Source organism: Paenibacillus macquariensis (assembly GCF_900156375.1).
Lineage (GTDB): Bacteria > Bacillota > Bacilli > Paenibacillales > Paenibacillaceae > Paenibacillus_AQ > Paenibacillus_AQ macquariensis.
This window is the reverse complement of the sequence record NZ_FTNK01000012.1, coordinates 55,289-71,984: the sequence shown is the minus strand read 5'-3', so window position 1 is coordinate 71,984 and position 16,696 is coordinate 55,289. Positions and strand designations below refer to the sequence as shown.

Here is a 16,696-nt window from a genome sequence, read left to right as displayed (position 1 = left end):
TGATCATGAGACGTTATTGGATTTCTATCGTATTAAGTGCTTTCATTATTGTTGGATTGGGTACGTATTATGTATATGGTGCAGTGGTAGATTTTCCGGGATATAAGATATCGAAAGTATCGGGAGATGTTAACGAGGGAAGCAAGATTAGTGTTCAAGGCAACTTTGCGAATGGAGGAAGATATCAGTTACTTATTGCTACGGCTGAGGGTAGCGATTATCCGAATAGGAGATCTGCTTATAGCCAATTCTTCTCAGGTACACGACCATGGATGAACGACCAGGCTGATATCCGTCAGATTCTCAATGATCACCGCTCTTTTATGAGAAGTAAAGGTAATATTAATAGCTTCTATAAAGATGATGAATGGATTATTTATGCGGATGCTGTATTCAATAATGCTTTTGGTGTCAAGTCGGAGATTGTTTTAAGTATTGACACTCTAAATCAGACTTCAGGTGTAGTTAAACATTATGAAACCATTGTGGAGGATCCAATGGACTATTCTCAAATATTTGTTGAGGATGTACAGTTGATTGGTGAGCAGATTCACATGTTTATAGGTCAACATTCGAAGACAAATCAGAATAAGGGGAATTCAAATAGTTCAAAGGTGGAGTATCATGATTATGTTGTAGATATGAACAGTGGAGCATTAATGAACAACATAAGCCTCGCATTAGGAGATAACACGAAGGACAATGTTGAGCTATTTGATCGGAGTATTATGAACACAATTTATTCTGCTCCTAGTGATCATGCTATATTAATAGTTTACGATGAACAAAAAAGAGTAAACGACTATATGGGGATAATTGATGAGCATCTCTACTCCTATGCGTATAAGACCGGTGTGTTAACGGATCTGTCAGATACAATGTTGAAAGCAGGAATCGATGATATCGGGGATATTCGTTTAGATGGTCATATTCTCACTATCCTGAATTATGAGGAAGACTTTATTAAATTATCACGTTACAACATAGATACAGAGAAGGTTACAAATGAAGACATCTCCTTATCTGCCCAGCAACTGGGTGCTGAGAAAATCATAATGGGCACAACGAAGAATAATAAGTTATATATTCTATTTTACAAAAATGATATACCCAAGGTTGCTGTATTAGATGCCACGAATGGAGCGATTCTATACACAGGTGAGGTTGTGTATGAAGGAGAGGCATCAGAAAGTAAGTGGACAATGAATACCGAGGGAAGACTGTATATGCAAATTGCTGATTAGAGCTCCTATATGTAATGTAAATCATTAAATCAACATCATAACGTACAGGCGAGGTAGATATTATGAGATCAACAGATTATTTTAATAGAACAGTAGAAGTATTAAGGCGGTTGGAAACGTATGGCTATCAAGTGGCGTATTATATCCTCCAAGATGAAGATCTAGCGATGGATGCAACGAAAATAGTCCTGTTAGCCTTAGCGCAGGAAGACACACTCTATAATCTACCCGTATCTGTACAACGTGATTTGATGAAAAGAAAGATTATGAAACAATCCATGTTGCTCAAATACGAAGTCCTAAGCGCATAGTGAGCAGAACTGGATAATAGCGAAATCGAAGCCTTTGGAGCACAACGCCAGAGGTTTTTTGATGGTTCAATTTAACGTAGTACAGGAAAGATATAACTTTTAACGAATATATATGTAAAAAATGATAATTTATCATATATTGGAGGTATCTTACTTGAAGTTAAAAGAACTTGTTGAGCAGTTAAGAATAGTATCCGTTCAGGGCGAGTTGGACGTTGATATCACGGGGATCACTATGAATTCACGCGAAGTGAAACAAGGTGATTTATTTGTATGTATAGCAGGTATCCCAGGACTTCAAGAAGATCGTCACCTATATATTGATCATGCGATAGAAGCGGGAGCCGTGGCTTTAATTGTCGAACGGGATATCGTCGCACAGGTCCCTACAATAAAAGTACCGAATGCTAGATTCGCATTAGCCATGTTGTCCACACATTTCTTCGGTTACCCAAGTCATAATCTGAAGTTAATAGGTGTTACAGGGACCAACGGAAAGACAACGACGAGTCACATGATTGAAGCGATCCTAGCTCATGCTAATTATCGGACAGGACTCATGGGTAATATCGGCACAAAGATAGGTAACACCATCGTCAAAAGTAACATAAATACACAAGAACCGCATAAGCTTCAAGCGAATTTAGCGAAAATGAAGAATTGTTCGACAGACTACTGTGTGATGGAAGTGACGTCACAAGGTTTAGATATGGGACGAGTTGTGGGATGTGATTTTCGAACAGCCGTCTTCACGAATTTAACAAATGACCATCTAGATTATCATGGGACGATGGACAAGTATCTGATGGCAAAAGGATCTCTATTCTCAAGAATGGGGAATTCATTCTCGTATGAACATTCCAAACATAAATTCGCTATTCTTAACGCAGATGATCCGGCATCTGAAGTATTTCATGGTCTAACAACCGCACAAGTGATTACATACGGTATTAACAAACAAGCTGACGTAATGGCTGAAGACATTCAACTAACGGTAAAAGGAACAACATTCAGACTCGTCTCCTTTGCGGGAACGGTAACGATAGAATGTAGCATGATAGGTGCCTTTAATGTCTATAATGCACTTGCTGCTATTGCAACGGCTCTAGCTGAACAAATCCCGCTTCATCTCATCCAACAAGCATTGTCTGAATTCAGGAATACGAGTGGGAGAATGGAGATTATTGAAGCCTCTCAGGACTTTATTGTCATTGTTGATTACGCCCATACACCAGATGCATTTAGCAACGCGTTGTCAACGCTTCGCGAACTTGCCGATCAGCGCGTGATAACGGTGTATAGCTGTGAAGATGATCATGATGAGGGAACCACATTTTCACGGATAAGGGATATCGCAGCTAAGCATAGTGATGTAGTAATCCTTTCGGCAGAACATTTATCTAAGGAAACCACGAATAGCATGACTCAGGAAATAGCAAACGGGCAGGGGATTTATGCTACATCGAATAATACAACATGCGAACTGATGCCAAATGGGCCACTAGCAATAAAAAGAGCCATTGAACTAGCAACAACAGGAGATATTGTGTTCATTGCAGGTCATGACTATAAGACAGAAGTTCAGCATATTTTAAAAGAATATCAGAACCGCCATTGGGAAGAAGTAGGGAATGTTGTTCGGACAGAGGACATCCCTATACGTGCTTAATAGATATAATTGGGAGACGATGTTATGCAAGAACTTGTTGGCTACTGTATAGCATGTAAACGAAAGATTTACTGTAATGATGGATTTATTAACGGGATAGTATTAGAGGATAAATCCTTAATATGTTTCGATTGTTCGGAGGAAGAACAATAATCGTATAAAATGATGTGGAATTGTCATGAATAGGGGTTAGAGATGGATATTCATTGGGGAACTTTATTGATTTCGATAGTTTTGTTTGGATTAGGTTTGGGACTGTTTATCCTGTTCCTTTATAGCCTTATCCGCTTAATAAGAAATAGGACTAAATCTGAACCATGAAACATAAGTATGTTTGTTTCTAGTACTACTTAATCGAGGCCTTGGGTGAATGATATTCATTCCTAGGCTTCTTTCTTTTCTCTTGTCTATGTAATCGTAATCCATCGAAAGGTCAGTTAACAAGGGTTATGGCGGCTTAAGTAAAGATTGGAATTATTGTTGAATGGATAACATTATATTGGGTCATGTGTTATTATATGGATGATGTTTTCGCCGAGGAGATGATACATTGTGTCAATTAAGAAACCACTTGGTTATGGATCACTTTCTTTAGGCCTTATATGTTTGGGAATTTTAATAAATTTGAAGTTTGCAAATGAATTAATTGTAAGTAATTATCTCTTTAATTTAATTGGACTAGATATATATTCAAACGTGTCGGATGGTTTTCACTATCCATTTTTAGCGGCCATACCATTTTGGGCAGCGGCAGTATGGGTTTCTAACAAGTATTACAACGATTTTGGAGCAACTCTTAGTAATAGGCTTGGTGAATTCTTATTTACTGTAAGTGTAATTGCTACGATACTTTACTTTGTACCTCCTATGCTGTGGAAATTTTTCAAGTGGATCTTAATAGTGTTGAACATTTGATGGTAATGAGATTCGCTTCAGGAATATGTGTTATTATATGGAAGATGAATTTGAGCATTTGGGGTGAAATAATTACTATGCAACAAATAACGTTTCCTAACAGTAAATTTAAGATCAGGTATCCTTCAGTGATTGTACCCATCATATCGTTTAGCATTATGTTGATATTACACATAAGGTTATTAGTCATATTAATGAAGAACGACAATATTTCTTGGAGCCTATTTTATATCGAATGTATTCCGCTTTTGATATTAGTAATTTGGCTGACACTCATGATCTTTAGGGCATTTATTAAACCGGCTGTTCTACATATAAATCCAGAATCATTATTCATTAATGGGCGTACAATTGAAGCTAAGCAGATTAAGATTGTCATGGTCATGGGATACTTCAAACCGATTCTAGGAATTAAACCAACCAACAAAAAAAATGTACCGACCCATTTGTGTTTTCGGTTCATGGAGGAAGAAGATAAGGGAATGAAAGAATTGAAGAGCTGGGCAGAGCTCAATCAGATTCCTTTTGTCCATAAACGTTTCGGTAGGTTATAACTTAAGATCAGAAAGGATTACGTCAATGACAAAGCAATATACAGAACTTCTAATTGAAGGTACTACGATAAATTTACGGCTCGCGCGGGAGTCTGATTTTCAGTCATACCATGCTTTTCTGTTGGAACCTGAGAGTAACCGCTTGACCGGGACACAAAGAGATTTCTCACAAGATGAAATATCCGATTGGATTAAGAACATTAGTAAGATACATGAGGATCGTGTTGACTTCATGATCATATCGAAAGATACGGATGAATTTTTGGGGGAAGTTGTATTAAGTGAAATTGATTCTATAAACCGAAATGCAAATATTCGTATAGCTATTGGAATGCAACAAAGTGGGAAAGGTTATGGCACGGAAGCTATGAATCTTATGCTTAGATATGGGTTTGAAACGTTGAACCTACATCGTATTGGTCTTGAAGTGTATGCATTTAATCCGAGAGCCATCCATGTTTATGAGAAAATTGGATTTCAGCGTGAGGGCGTTCAAAGAGATTGGCTGTATTCAGAAGGGAAGTTTCATGACTTGATTATGATGTCTATCCTCGAGAATGAGTTCCAACGCATATGTGAATAACGAATGTATGCCCATTTTGGGTAATTCAAAGTGCAAGGAGTGAGATCACTAACATGCAGCAAATGATGTTACAGAACACTAAATTTAAGATCCAATACCCTTCCGGGAATTCACAGATATTAGGCATTAGTATGTTGTTAATAATATCGATGACTTGGCTAATCCGACAGATTCAGAACGACTATACGCCTCAGAGCATTTTGTATCTTGGTGGTGCCCAGATACTTATATATACCATTGTGCTAATCATCTTTATCTATAGGAAATCTATGAAAACGACTCTCTTAATGATTAGTCGGGATTCCCTATTTATTAATGATCGCATTGTTGAAGCTAATGAAATCAAGATGCTAATGGTTACGGGGTATTTCAGACCCCTTCTAGGAATTAGACCAACCGACAAGAAATACGTTCCTACCAATTTGTGTTTTCGATTCCTTGAGGAAGAAGATCAGGGGATGAAAGAATTGAAGAACTGGGCAGAGCAGAATCAAATTCCTTTTCTCCAAAAAGGGTTCACAAGATGGATATAATGGCGAATTCTAGTTTAGAGATTTTACGATTTTAGATAGATTACGATAGGAGAGGACATATCAAGAATGGAACAGAAGATACTCCAAAGTAGTTCCTTCAAGATCGAAAATCCATCAGGTATCTTTGATTTCATATTCATTAGCTTCTATACTGCTCTGATATTGACTTGAACCTAGCCAGATTAAGAGCTTGATGGTGATGAAGAGTATACGAGGAAAGAAATACGTCTTAGGAATTAAACCTAAGAACAAGATGATGGTACCTATCTATTGGTGTTTTCAATTTCATTTGGATGAAGACAAGGGGATGGAAGAACTTACGGGTTGGGCGCAGTACAATCACATTCCTGTAATCTATAAAAAGAAGTTTGGTAGATGGTTCTAACGTTGACAAGGGAGGGCATTAAATGAACTTTAAAAAACCTCTTTTTAGTGCTGTTGTTGCCTCTGTCGGATGTATTATTCTTTGTCTTGTATTATTGTTCTGGAATCCGTATTCAAAGACACCAGCGAGAAATGATACCATACTAATTATTTCTATCATGTTAATATTACCGGCATGTCTAGGCATCATTGCTTCGTTACTGAGAAGTGCAATCTTAATGTTCATCGTATTGGTGTGGTCCTTGCCTTACGGTCTTTATTTATCTCTTGTAGTAATACCGAGTTTATGGAATTTGTTTGGTGTAGTCCTTATTCTATATCTTGTGTCAGCCATAAGAATGAGAAGAAGCTAGTCTAAAAGTGATCCTTGGATCATTTTTTTTGTATTTAGGGAACTGTTTCAATCCCTATATACTTTCATCTGTATACGTAGTTCTTACTTTCTTCTCATTTGAAGACAACACAATATTAGTTGAAGGTGTTCCATATTTCATGGATTCGTCGATAAATACCTCTAGACTCTCCACAGAATGCGTCGCTACTTTTGCAATATAGCTAATTGCCCCAGCGACCCGATAGCATTCCAATACGTCAGGATGATGATTACAAAAGTGTGCAAGAGCTTTGCAGTCCTTTGATTCAAATAATATAAGAGCTACGATGTTCCGACCTAATTGTTGTAGAGATACACTCGCATGATATCCTTCAATCGTATTATTATCTTCTAACTTTCTTACTCGTTCAATGACAGCTGGTGAAGACAAATGAACAATGTCAGCCAAATCTTTCATTGAAATCTTAGCATTCTTCTGTAATTCAGTTAATATTCTCTCATCAATCTTATCCATTCGTACACAACCTTTTTTTATTAAGAATACTAGATCAATCTCTTAAATAAGTAAAGTTAAACGGTAGTTTAATCGTTCCTAGCTTATGTTATTAGCCTTTATTTCTGTCTAATATAATAACAAAGGAGGGTGAATGATGAAAAAGATATTGCTATTATTAGCAGATGGATTTGAAGCTGCAGAAGCTAGTGTATTCACAGACGTTTTTGGTTGGAATAGGTGGGAAGGTGATGGAACTACAGAGGTAGTGACTGTAGGATTACGAGAACAAATAAAATGCACTTGGAACTTCACGATCATCCCTGAAAAGGTGGTATCAGATATAGATTTAGAAGAATTTGATGCTCTAGCTATCCCTGGTGGATTTGAAGAAGCTGGATTCTACAATGACGCCTTTGATGAAAGGTTTCTCGGCGTTATTAGGTACTTTCATGCTAGACAAAAACCGATTGCTAGTATTTGCGTAGCATCTTTAGCTTTGGGCAAAAGTGGGATATTACAAGATAGAAAGGCAACTACCTACAACGATCCAACGAGTCATCGACTAGATCAATTATCATCATTTGGTGTAAACGTTCAGAACGCTCCTATTGTGCACGACGGCCATATTATAACTTCATCAAATCCAGCGACTGGATTTGATGTTGCTTTTCTCTTACTTGAACAATTAACTTCACTCACAAACGTCAATCATGTGAAAGAATTAATGGGATTTGCAAATTAATATTGACTACTTGAACAAGAGTTTATATTGATGGGAAGCTAGTAATATAAGCTCTTGTTCGTTGTGGGTTCCTAAATTGATGATGCCTTCATTCTCTTTTATGATAATATTATCTATAATCTTGTAAGTAAGCTCACAGATAGGAGTGAACTCAGAAATGGCGATCATATATATGCTATGTGGCAAAGTAGGGAGCGGGAAGAGTACCTATGCCAAGACATTAAAAGAACGTCATCAAGCGATGATTTTATCCTGTGATGATTTAATGCTTTCGCTGTTTGAAGAAGAATTGGGCGATCAACATCAACGCATCCTTCGTAAGAGTAGTGCTTACCTATATCACCTTGCAGAGGAATTAGTATCTATAGGTGTAAATGTAGTTCTGGACTTTGGCTATTGGAGTAGGAAAGAAAGAACAGAAGTCAGACGACATTTTTCAAGTAAAGGAATAACGACTGAACTGCATTATATTAACACACCAGACATACAAATTCAGCAACAATTACATAGGAGAAATCAAGATATAGCCAATAGACAATCGACTGTATATCATATTGATGATGAGATGCGACAATATTTCGATTCTAAATTTGATGAACCCACGGAAGATGAGATATCTGCACGGATTACCTATATCGATGAACAGTAAAATAAATGGAGAATCACTACAGTCATTACCCTTATTGGTATTCCAGCATATTGTATATCATCTTAGAAGCCTCCTACCGCATTTTATCCAAGAATATGGTATATTAATGACTTAGGTAGCAGCCACCACTCAGCAAGAAAAAGGAGTATATATGATGAAAGTAACACCATATCGGATTGGCATTGTCGACATCGGTTCCAATTCCATTCGGTTGGTCATTTATGATACAACACCCGATGGAGGATACAAGATTATTAAGGAATGTAAACATTCCGCCCGTTTGAGTGCGAAGATTAATGAGCAGGGAAGTCTGGACAAGATAGAAATGTCTACTATTGTACCGATTCTCAAACAATTCAGACAGGTTTGTAACACCTTCGGAGTGGAAGAAATCCGTGCTGGAGCAACTGCAGCGATTCGTAATGCTACGAATTCTCAAGAAATCATCGAGTTCCTGTCACAGGAATCCACTATAGATATTACACTTGTTTCAGGGGAAGAAGAGGCATATTTCGGGTTTCTAGGTGTTATTAATTCCTTTGATATTGAGGATGGGTTCATTGTCGATATCGGCGGCGGCAGTACAGAAATCACGTTATTTGAGAACCGCATTTTCAAGAAAAGTGTGTCATTACCCTTTGGAGCAGTAAATACTAACGTTAAGTTTGGCAACGATGGGAATTGGAATGAAGAACAGATCCTTAAGCTACGTGAATATGTGCTTAGCATGCTTGAAGAGCATGAGTGGATGCAATCGAGATATCAGTTACCTTTATTTGGTCTAGGTGGAACGATACGCTCTCTCGGTAAAATAGACCAGAAAGACGCTCATTACTCTTTGCCAATCTCGCACGGATATACACTGACAACAGAAAGTGTAGATCAGCTCTATAACATACTCCCAAGCCTTCCTTTAGAGAAACGTAAACAAATTAACGGGTTATCCAAGAGTCGGGCCGATATTATTGTTTCTGGACTCATTATTGTCCATACGGTCTATCATTATATCCAAGCTAAACATTGTCTTATCAGTGGTGAAGGATTACGTGAAGGGATGTTACATGATCTCATCAATCCGGCACAGTCGGTTAAACCAAGTACGCTTGATTATAGTATCCAGACATTACTTACTTTTGAGGCTGAAGGTTCACGAGCGCATTTAGATCATGTCTATACACTATCCAATACGTTATACGAAACGTTGAGAAGCGATGGAGATAGCGAGGAGCATAAGAAGCTTCTGTACGTGTCTATTATGTTGTACCGGATTGGTGGTCACATCAACTACTATCAATACAATCGACATACACATTATTGGATCATGAATTCATCTATTCGTGGACTTACGCATAGGGAGATCATTCTTTGTGCCTTAATAGCCTCCTATAATACAAAAAGCCGGAAGCAGAAATTGTCCCTAGACCATCAGGACATATTACTTGCTTCCGACGAAGAATGGATCCATAAGTTAGGATCACTCGTACAATTGTGTATCGCTCTTGATCAAAGTGAGACGCAGGCTGTCAAAGAAATTCAGACTGAGATTCGAAATAAGACACTGTATCTCACCAGTCAGAGTGATGTTGAAACTTGGATCGAACAAGAGGAAATGGATAATGTAGCAAAAGTATTCAAAAGCTCTTGGGACCTCAAATTAAAGATTAATTTTTCTTCCATTTCTTAACCTTCATCGCTTCATACTGGCTCCTGAATGGAGCCTCTTTGTCGTCTGAGAACTCATAACTGCCGCTCGACTGTAGGAATCTAGATTTCACATTATCTTTAAGCGTTAATTGCAATATTTTGGAGACTAGATTCAGAATATTAGGATCATATACCGGACACATCAGTTCGATACGTCTGGTTAAGTTCCGAGTCATCCAATCCGCACTGGAGATCCATACCTCAGGCGTACCACCATTTTCGAAATAATAAATGCGTGAATGTTCCAGGAACCGGTCAACAATACTCCGTACCGTAATGTGTTCGCTTAAACCAGGTACACCAGGTCTTAGGCAACATACGCCACGCACAATGAGGTCTATATGAACTCCCGCTTGGGATGCTGCATACAACTCGTCAATCATTTCTTGATTCGATAAGGAATTCATCTTCGCAATGATACTAGCAGGTCTGCCAGCAGCTGCATGTTCAGCTTCTCTACGTATAAGTTTGAAGAGAGATTGACTCATATTGGAGGGAGCAACGGTAATCGCATCCCACTCATAATTGTTCGAGTAACCTGTCATCTGGTTGAATAACTCTGAAGCATCTATGCCGATGTCATGATTGGATGTGAATAGACTCAAATCCGTATACACTTTAGCGGTACTGTCATTGTAATTTCCTGTGCCTACATGAACGTAACGCTGTAAGCCATGGTCTTCTTGTCGCACGATGAGTGTAATTTTAGCGTGTGTTTTTAAACCGATGAGGCCATATACCACGTGGCAACCAGATTTCTCGAGCTTGCGTGCCCATGCGATATTACGTTCTTCATCAAATCTCGCTTTCAATTCCACCACAACGGTAACTTGTTTACCAGACTCTGCAGCAGTAGCTAAAGCTTGAATGAGCGGAGAGTTACCACTCACGCGATATAACGTCATCTTAATCGCCATGACATGCTCATCTTCAGAAGCTTGAATGATAAAGTCTGTCACAGCTTCGAATGATTCATAAGGATGATATACGAGTACGTCACGCTCTCTGAGTACCTCGAAGAAATCCTCATTCTCATCAAATTCCAAAGGATATACAGGTTCGATCGGGCTATTGCTTAAATGAGAGAACCCCTTCAGTGATCCTGCAAAACTATGGAGAAAGCTGAGGTCGAGTGGACCGTCAATTTCAATGATGAAGTCGGTAATTTCAAATTCCGATTGTAGCTGACTTAGAGCGTAAGGGTGGATTCCTTTTTCAACCTCTAAACAAACAGGTGAACCCCATCTACGCTTGCGTAATTCCTTCTCAATCTCTTCCAATAGATCTTCGGCGCCTTCTTCATTGATCGTAAGATCAGAGTTACGTGTGATGCGGAATTCATGAACAGCTATAGGTGAATAACCACTAAATAGTGTGTGAATATGCTGTTTGATCAGATCTTCGATAAATATAAATTGGCGCTTCTTACTGTTGCTACGATGAGGAAGGGCGATACAACGCGCTAAGTTAGACGGTATTTGTAAAATAGCGAAATAAGGCTCTTCCCCCTCATTTCCTACTCGGCTTAGCACCACAGACAAATAAACATATTGACTATGAACAAGTGGGAAAGGGCGGCTTTGATCCACGGCCATAGGTGTCAATACTGGGAAGATAATATCTTGATAATACTGATCCATAACTTCCTGTTGAACATCATTTAATTCGTCATACGTGGAAAAGACGATACCCTCTTTGGACAGTAGTTTAGATATATCTCGAAACGTACGATACTGTTCATTAATCATTTTGGATACTTTTTTCAAAAGACGTTTGTACAGTCCAATGGGTGTGTAGCCTGTGAAATCCTTTTTAGTGTAGCCAGCTCTAATCTGGTCTTGGATACCTGCTACACGAACACTCATGAATTCTTCTAGATTAGTAGAGACAATGGCTAAAAAGTGAGCCCGCTCTAAAAGTAAATTGTCTGTATCCTGAGCTTCCTGAAGGACACGCCAGTTAAATTCAAGCCAACTTAGATCACGGTTTAGATATACGGATGGTAAGGTGCGATTTAATACTGCTTTTTCGTCTGAGATCATAATTCCTCCACCATGCTTTGTTATTATCGTCTTTGTTCTTTATTAGCTTACATTATAATTGTAAACGCTGTGTAAAAATATTGAATAAAACATGAAATATTTAGTAGTTATAGTATAGATATTCACAATTAGTTTACATAATAATTATTACGTAAACTAAGGTGATGGTAAGAGATATTTTAATCATATGAATTTGTTAATTTATGTATGTATTATTTCGGATATATGATACAGTACATCTTGAGAAACCGGTTCCAAGATTCTAATCACATTTTCTCATTCATATAATCATGGTGTGAAAGTTTAAGCGTTTTAACTTATGTTTACAAACCGATTGAATAGAGCTGTAAAATTAATAAAACAAGTCGATTTATGGCATTACACCAAACATCCATGTTCTATACTATAAATATATTAACAATACATTAACAAGAGGGAGTCTATGATGAGAAAAAGATGGTTTGCAGGAATTTGTACTACCGCACTTTCATGCAGTTTGCTTGTAGGAGGTAACGGGGTTACATACGCCAATGCTGCAACGACTACAACGGATGCTTCACCAAACAAGCAGGTAAAGAACGTTATTCTGTTTATTACGGATGGTATGAGTCTATCTGATGTAAATCTGACTCGTTGGTATCAGGGTGGTAAACCTCTTACGATTGATAAGTATTTCAGTGGATTGGTTAGAACCTATTCGACAGATTCAATTACGACGGATTCAGCAGCAGGAGCTTCTGCTTACTCAACAGGGCATAAGATCAAGAGTGAAAGCGTAGCAATTCTTCCTGATAAAATAACGATGCCTTTTGTGGATGCTGTTAAGCCAGGCGACTTGAACAAACCGCTTCCTACGATTATGGATGCGGCTAGACTAGCAGGTAAAAGTACAGGAACTGTATTTACATGTGAATTAACGGATGCTACACCAGCAACTTTCTTAAGTCATGCCTATACCCGCGATAATGCAGATTCTATTTCAGAACAAATGGTGTATAGCGGTGTAGATGTTCTTCTCGGGGGTGGAGCGGGTTACCTAGTACCGGGTAAGGAAGATATCAATCGTAAAGATGGCGAAGATTTAACGAAAGTACTTAAATCCAATGGTTATGAATATGTCACTGATAAAGCAGGATTAATGAATTCGAAAACGAATAAAATATGGGGTCTATTCAATACTGAAGCATTAGATGCTGACTTTGATTTGAACCCTAAAGAGCAACCAAGTCTTGCTGAAATGACTAAAGTCGCTGTCGATAAATTGTCTCAGAATGAGAAGGGCTTCGTCTTGATGGTTGAAGCAAGTCAGATTGACTGGTATGGCCATGATAACGATCCAGTTGGGATTATCAGCGAAACATTGGCGTTTGATAAAGCTTTCAAAGAAGCGATTGATTTTGCCAAGAAAGATGGAAATACAGCTGTATTATCCGTCTCTGACCATGCCACAGGTGGACTGAATATGACTAACTACGACTCTGCTACAGATTTAGTATCTGTATTAAAGAAAGCGAAGCATACCAGCTATGGCATTGAGGGTATCATTAATGAGAAGAATTTCAAACAAGTCCTTGCTGAAAATTATGGACTTAGCGATTTGACGAAAGAAGAAGCTAAAGCCGTTCGAGAAGGATTGAAAGATAACCTCTCACCTGTCATTGGTAAAATAATTGGAGAAAAAATAGGTGTAACGTTCTCTACAGATGACCACACATCGGAAGAAATCGGATTATTCGCGTATCATCCAGCTAATTTCAAACCAACTGATTTCGCTCAAAGTGGCGTGATTCAGAACACGGATGTGAATAAATACATTCAAAATGTTACAGGACTTGATCTGACTTCGCTTGAGAATACACTGTTCGTATCAGGTCAAAAGTTCAAGGATAAAGGAGCTACGGTTACAATCGATAAGACAGATAAAACAAATCCTGTCGTACTCGTGAAAAAGGCTAGCCAAACACTTAAGCTACCGATTGATAAAAACCTAGCTATTGTGGACGGTAAAACCATCAAATTAAATGCTTTGACTGTCATGATCGAAGGCAAAATATGGGTATCACAGGAAGCAGTAGATTTGATTAAATAATGCACTAATGTCTAGAATGCTCATATGTTGTATACAATAGTCACTTATCTACAAAAAAACTGCCAGCGTGTTACCGATACTTCATCGGAATACGCTGGCAGTTGCTATATACTGATTTAACTTGTTGATCCTCTAATGTCCTTATCCTTGGGTAGAAAGATAGCTAGAAGCCCGAGTAAAGGTAGGTATGACGAGATATTCATTATAAAAGGAATGCTTGTGAAATCCGCAATATTCCCCATAACAGCAGATCCTAATCCACCTAGTCCAAAGGCTAAACCGAAGAATAATCCGGATATTAATCCGATTTTACCGGGTACAAGCTCTTGTGCATATACGACAATGATGGAGAACGCTGAGGAAAGTATGAAACCCGCGCATATACTTAGAACAGCTGCTAAACCCAATGACACATGGGGGAGAAGGATAGAGAATGGGGCTGTGCCTAAGATGGATAACCATATGATATTTCTCCGTCCGAATCGGTCAGATAAGGGACCCCCAAAGAAGGTGCCTACAGCCGCTGCGGCAAGGAAAGCGAATAGAAAGTATTGTGCTTGCTGTACTGTTACCCCATGCGTTTCGATTAAGAAAAATGTGTAATAGGACGTGATGCTAGACATGTATACATTTTTCGAAAATACGAGAAATACCAATATAACAATCGTCCATATTACATGGGCACGGCTTAATCCATGAGTACGAACTTCCGCAGATGCTTTGTTCTTCTTAGCAGGTCGAACATGAAGTGGGAGCTTGCCGTACCACTGTGCTACTCTGTATTGAATGGCAATCGCAATGACAGCCGCTATGGAGAACCAGATGACGCCAAACTGACCAATTTTTACGAATATGAGTGCGGTCATGATTGGTCCTAGTGCACTCCCGATATTCCCCCCAACTTGGAAAATTGATTGAGAAAGCCCTCGTTTGCCTCCACTCGCTAGGTATGCAACACGTGATGATTCGGGATGAAATACCGCTGATCCTATGCCGATCGAGATCACAGACAGTAATACAAATGCGAAATTCGGAGCTATGGACAACATGACGACACCCAACAGAGTGAAACAAACACCTAATGGCAGTATGTAAGGTCGGGGTTTGATGTCGGAGAACATACCAACAAGAGGTTGAAGAAGAGATGCCGTAATATTCATTGCGAAGGCAATCAGACCGATCTGGCCGAAGGTTAAGCTCATAGAATCTTTAAGAATTGGGAAGAGAGCAGAGACGGTTGACTGCATCGTGTCGTTCAAGAGATGAACAATACTGATCGCAAATAGTATCGGGTATACTGTATTTGCTGTTGATGCTATGGGTGACGATTGTGACTTGGAACTTGCCAAAAATAATAACCTCCTATGTATGATAACTGAATTATGAAAATCAAATTGCGATTTTACTATTACATTATTATGCTCAATTTGATTTAGTTTGTCACGAAGTATATAGAAAAATGTGGAACGAAACAAAATAATTATATATACTCTACATAAATAGCCCGGGCATAAATGATAACTAAGTTGTATAGATGAGGAGGTGAATTACGTGTCAGATCGCCATATTGACTATCCGATGGTGAAAATTCCAGGTGGAGAAATAGAGTTGAGAGACGATAGAACACAAAAGAAATGGAAGGCCGAAATAAGCCCCTTCCTTCTTGCGCCATATGCTGTGACTGCAGAACTATATCATGCGATTACAAAGAAATTTCCTTACTCAGATGATAGAAATCTCAAGCCGGTTGTGAATATATCTTGGCATGATGCGATTACCTTTTGTAATCTACTTTCTCAACAGGCGGGATTGAAAGCGTGTTATTCAATAGGTGCTGATGGTGAAGATATCATCTGTGATTGGGAATCAGATGGGTATCGCCTTCCTTCGGAAGCGGAGTGGCAGTATGCGTGTAAAGCGGGTACGACAGGATATAGATATGGAGAGATAGATAAGGTTGCCTGGTATAATCAGAATTCCGGAGGGAACAGCCATGAAGTCGGAGGGAAGGAACCGAATGCATGGGGGTTGTATGATATGTTAGGAAATGTGTGGGAATGGTGTTGGGATGTATATGATGAGAATGTATACGGAACATACCGAATCTTTCGCGGTGGTAGTTGGGCTGAAGAGGAAAGAGGGTGTGGGGCAACATGTCGTCGGCGAAGCCACCCAACATTTAGTATCGATGATCTTGGGTTTCGACTTGCTCAGACTTTAATAGTGAGGGATTACGCTGATTGTAAGGAAGCAACTGAATGAGAAATAATATAAACCCTCACAATAGATTGGTGCATTGTGGGGGTTTGTTGTTAGTGAAATGTGTGAAAATACAATGGGAATCATAATGTGGTAGCTTTTAGCGTGGTTTTGAGTCATTACATAATAACTACATAAGTAAATGAAATCACTCTAAAAGAGCTCTTGAAAAACAGCGTATAACATAA

Annotated in this window: 17 protein-coding genes; 14 read left to right on the top strand and 3 right to left on the bottom strand. The window is 38.7% G+C overall.

All coding sequences use genetic code 11. The annotated features are described in order from the left end of the window. The first annotated feature begins 5 nt into the window (after positions 1–5). The 9 genes from BW961_RS19675 (at position 6) to BW961_RS19635 (ending at position 6,546) form a co-directional block, all read left to right on the top strand. Entirely contained in the window at positions 6–1,244 is a 1,239-nt protein-coding gene (locus tag BW961_RS19675) for a hypothetical protein (protein ID WP_068586490.1), read from the top strand. 62 nt (positions 1,245–1,306) lie between these two features. After that, positions 1,307–1,555, top strand: a complete 249-nt coding sequence (locus BW961_RS19670; protein WP_068586492.1) for a hypothetical protein — start codon at positions 1,307–1,309, stop codon at positions 1,553–1,555. Between the two features lie 154 nt (positions 1,556–1,709). Further along, complete coding sequence (locus BW961_RS19665; protein ID WP_068586495.1) at positions 1,710–3,224, top strand: UDP-N-acetylmuramoyl-L-alanyl-D-glutamate--2,6-diaminopimelate ligase; 1,515 nt, start codon at positions 1,710–1,712, stop codon at positions 3,222–3,224. A 552-nt stretch (positions 3,225–3,776) separates the two neighbouring features. Then, positions 3,777–4,139, top strand: a complete 363-nt coding sequence (locus BW961_RS19660; protein WP_068586499.1) for a hypothetical protein — start codon at positions 3,777–3,779, stop codon at positions 4,137–4,139. A 77-nt stretch (positions 4,140–4,216) separates the two neighbouring features. Continuing rightward, entirely contained in the window at positions 4,217–4,693 is a 477-nt protein-coding gene (locus tag BW961_RS29975) for a hypothetical protein (RefSeq protein WP_156510142.1), read from the top strand. 25 nt (positions 4,694–4,718) lie between these two features. Continuing rightward, positions 4,719–5,276: a GNAT family N-acetyltransferase gene (locus BW961_RS19650; protein WP_068586505.1), complete on the top strand. Its 558-nt coding sequence runs from the start codon at positions 4,719–4,721 to the stop codon at positions 5,274–5,276. 53 nt (positions 5,277–5,329) lie between these two features. Next, on the top strand, positions 5,330–5,809 hold the full coding sequence (locus BW961_RS19645) for a hypothetical protein (protein WP_068586508.1): 480 nt from the start codon (positions 5,330–5,332) through the stop codon (positions 5,807–5,809). Positions 5,810–6,008: 199 nt separating this feature from the next. After that, on the top strand, positions 6,009–6,194 hold the full coding sequence (locus tag BW961_RS19640) for a hypothetical protein (protein ID WP_068586511.1): 186 nt from the start codon (positions 6,009–6,011) through the stop codon (positions 6,192–6,194). Between the two features lie 22 nt (positions 6,195–6,216). Beyond that, entirely contained in the window at positions 6,217–6,546 is a 330-nt protein-coding gene (locus BW961_RS19635) for a hypothetical protein (RefSeq protein WP_068586514.1), read from the top strand. Between the two features lie 54 nt (positions 6,547–6,600). On the opposite strand, the gene BW961_RS19630 is transcribed toward BW961_RS19635, so the two are convergent. After that, complete coding sequence (locus BW961_RS19630; RefSeq protein WP_068586518.1) at positions 6,601–7,041, bottom strand: Lrp/AsnC family transcriptional regulator; 441 nt, start codon at positions 7,039–7,041, stop codon at positions 6,601–6,603. A gap of 136 nt (positions 7,042–7,177) precedes the next feature. On the opposite strand from BW961_RS19630, the gene BW961_RS19625 reads away from it, so the two are divergent. From BW961_RS19625 to BW961_RS19615, 3 genes are all read left to right on the top strand, one after another. Then, positions 7,178–7,765 carry a DJ-1/PfpI family protein gene (locus BW961_RS19625; protein WP_068586522.1) on the top strand — a complete coding sequence of 196 codons (588 nt, stop codon included), beginning with the start codon at positions 7,178–7,180 and terminating at the stop codon, positions 7,763–7,765. Between the two features lie 157 nt (positions 7,766–7,922). After that, a complete protein-coding gene (locus BW961_RS19620; RefSeq protein ID WP_068586525.1) occupies positions 7,923–8,414 on the top strand; it encodes a P-loop nucleotide/nucleoside kinase family protein in 492 nt (163 codons plus the stop codon). A gap of 151 nt (positions 8,415–8,565) precedes the next feature. Further along, positions 8,566–10,098 carry a Ppx/GppA phosphatase family protein gene (locus BW961_RS19615; protein WP_082867501.1) on the top strand — a complete coding sequence of 511 codons (1,533 nt, stop codon included), beginning with the start codon at positions 8,566–8,568 and terminating at the stop codon, positions 10,096–10,098. On the opposite strand, the gene ppk1 is transcribed toward BW961_RS19615, so the two are convergent. Next, the gene (gene ppk1, locus BW961_RS19610; protein ID WP_068586530.1) at positions 10,076–12,160 is read right to left on the bottom strand and encodes a polyphosphate kinase 1; all 2,085 of its coding nucleotides are present in this window, start codon (positions 12,158–12,160) and stop codon (positions 10,076–10,078) included. The two genes, BW961_RS19615 and ppk1, sit on opposite strands and share 23 nt — an antisense overlap. 442 nt (positions 12,161–12,602) lie before the next feature. Between ppk1 and BW961_RS19605 the strand changes: the two genes are divergently transcribed. After that, the gene (locus tag BW961_RS19605; RefSeq protein ID WP_068586533.1) at positions 12,603–14,249 is read left to right on the top strand and encodes an alkaline phosphatase; all 1,647 of its coding nucleotides are present in this window, start codon (positions 12,603–12,605) and stop codon (positions 14,247–14,249) included. Between the two features lie 116 nt (positions 14,250–14,365). Here the strand turns inward: BW961_RS19605 and BW961_RS19600 are convergent, their stop codons facing one another. After that, positions 14,366–15,598, bottom strand: coding sequence for an MFS transporter (locus BW961_RS19600; RefSeq protein ID WP_068586535.1), 1,233 nt, complete (start codon positions 15,596–15,598; stop codon positions 14,366–14,368). Positions 15,599–15,827: 229 nt separating this feature from the next. On the opposite strand from BW961_RS19600, the gene BW961_RS19595 reads away from it, so the two are divergent. Continuing rightward, on the top strand, positions 15,828–16,511 hold the full coding sequence (locus tag BW961_RS19595; protein ID WP_068586663.1) for a formylglycine-generating enzyme family protein: 684 nt from the start codon (positions 15,828–15,830) through the stop codon (positions 16,509–16,511). The last annotated feature ends 185 nt before the right edge of the window (positions 16,512–16,696 follow it).

Excerpts from the sequence above, each read along its gene's own strand:
- BW961_RS19640 (WP_068586511.1), top strand. The coding sequence starts at position 6,009 with ATGAAGAGTATACGAGGAAAGAAATACGTCTTAGGAATTAAACCTAAG.
- BW961_RS19675 (WP_068586490.1), top strand. The coding sequence starts at position 6 with ATGAGACGTTATTGGATTTCTATCGTATTAAGTGCTTTCATTATTGTT.
- BW961_RS19635 (WP_068586514.1), top strand. The coding sequence starts at position 6,217 with ATGAACTTTAAAAAACCTCTTTTTAGTGCTGTTGTTGCCTCTGTCGGA.
- BW961_RS19595 (WP_068586663.1), top strand. The coding sequence starts at position 15,828 with ATGGTGAAAATTCCAGGTGGAGAAATAGAGTTGAGAGACGATAGAACA.
- BW961_RS19630 (WP_068586518.1), bottom strand. The coding sequence starts at position 7,041 with ATGGATAAGATTGATGAGAGAATATTAACTGAATTACAGAAGAATGCT.
- BW961_RS19615 (WP_082867501.1), top strand. The coding sequence starts at position 8,566 with ATGATGAAAGTAACACCATATCGGATTGGCATTGTCGACATCGGTTCC.
- BW961_RS19645 (WP_068586508.1), top strand. The coding sequence starts at position 5,330 with ATGCAGCAAATGATGTTACAGAACACTAAATTTAAGATCCAATACCCT.
- BW961_RS19670 (WP_068586492.1), top strand. The coding sequence starts at position 1,307 with ATGAGATCAACAGATTATTTTAATAGAACAGTAGAAGTATTAAGGCGG.
- BW961_RS29975 (WP_156510142.1), top strand. The coding sequence starts at position 4,217 with ATGCAACAAATAACGTTTCCTAACAGTAAATTTAAGATCAGGTATCCT.
- BW961_RS19605 (WP_068586533.1), top strand. The coding sequence starts at position 12,603 with ATGATGAGAAAAAGATGGTTTGCAGGAATTTGTACTACCGCACTTTCA.
- BW961_RS19620 (WP_068586525.1), top strand. The coding sequence starts at position 7,923 with ATGGCGATCATATATATGCTATGTGGCAAAGTAGGGAGCGGGAAGAGT.
- ppk1 (WP_068586530.1), bottom strand. The coding sequence starts at position 12,160 with ATGATCTCAGACGAAAAAGCAGTATTAAATCGCACCTTACCATCCGTA.
- BW961_RS19625 (WP_068586522.1), top strand. The coding sequence starts at position 7,178 with ATGAAAAAGATATTGCTATTATTAGCAGATGGATTTGAAGCTGCAGAA.
- BW961_RS19650 (WP_068586505.1), top strand. The coding sequence starts at position 4,719 with ATGACAAAGCAATATACAGAACTTCTAATTGAAGGTACTACGATAAAT.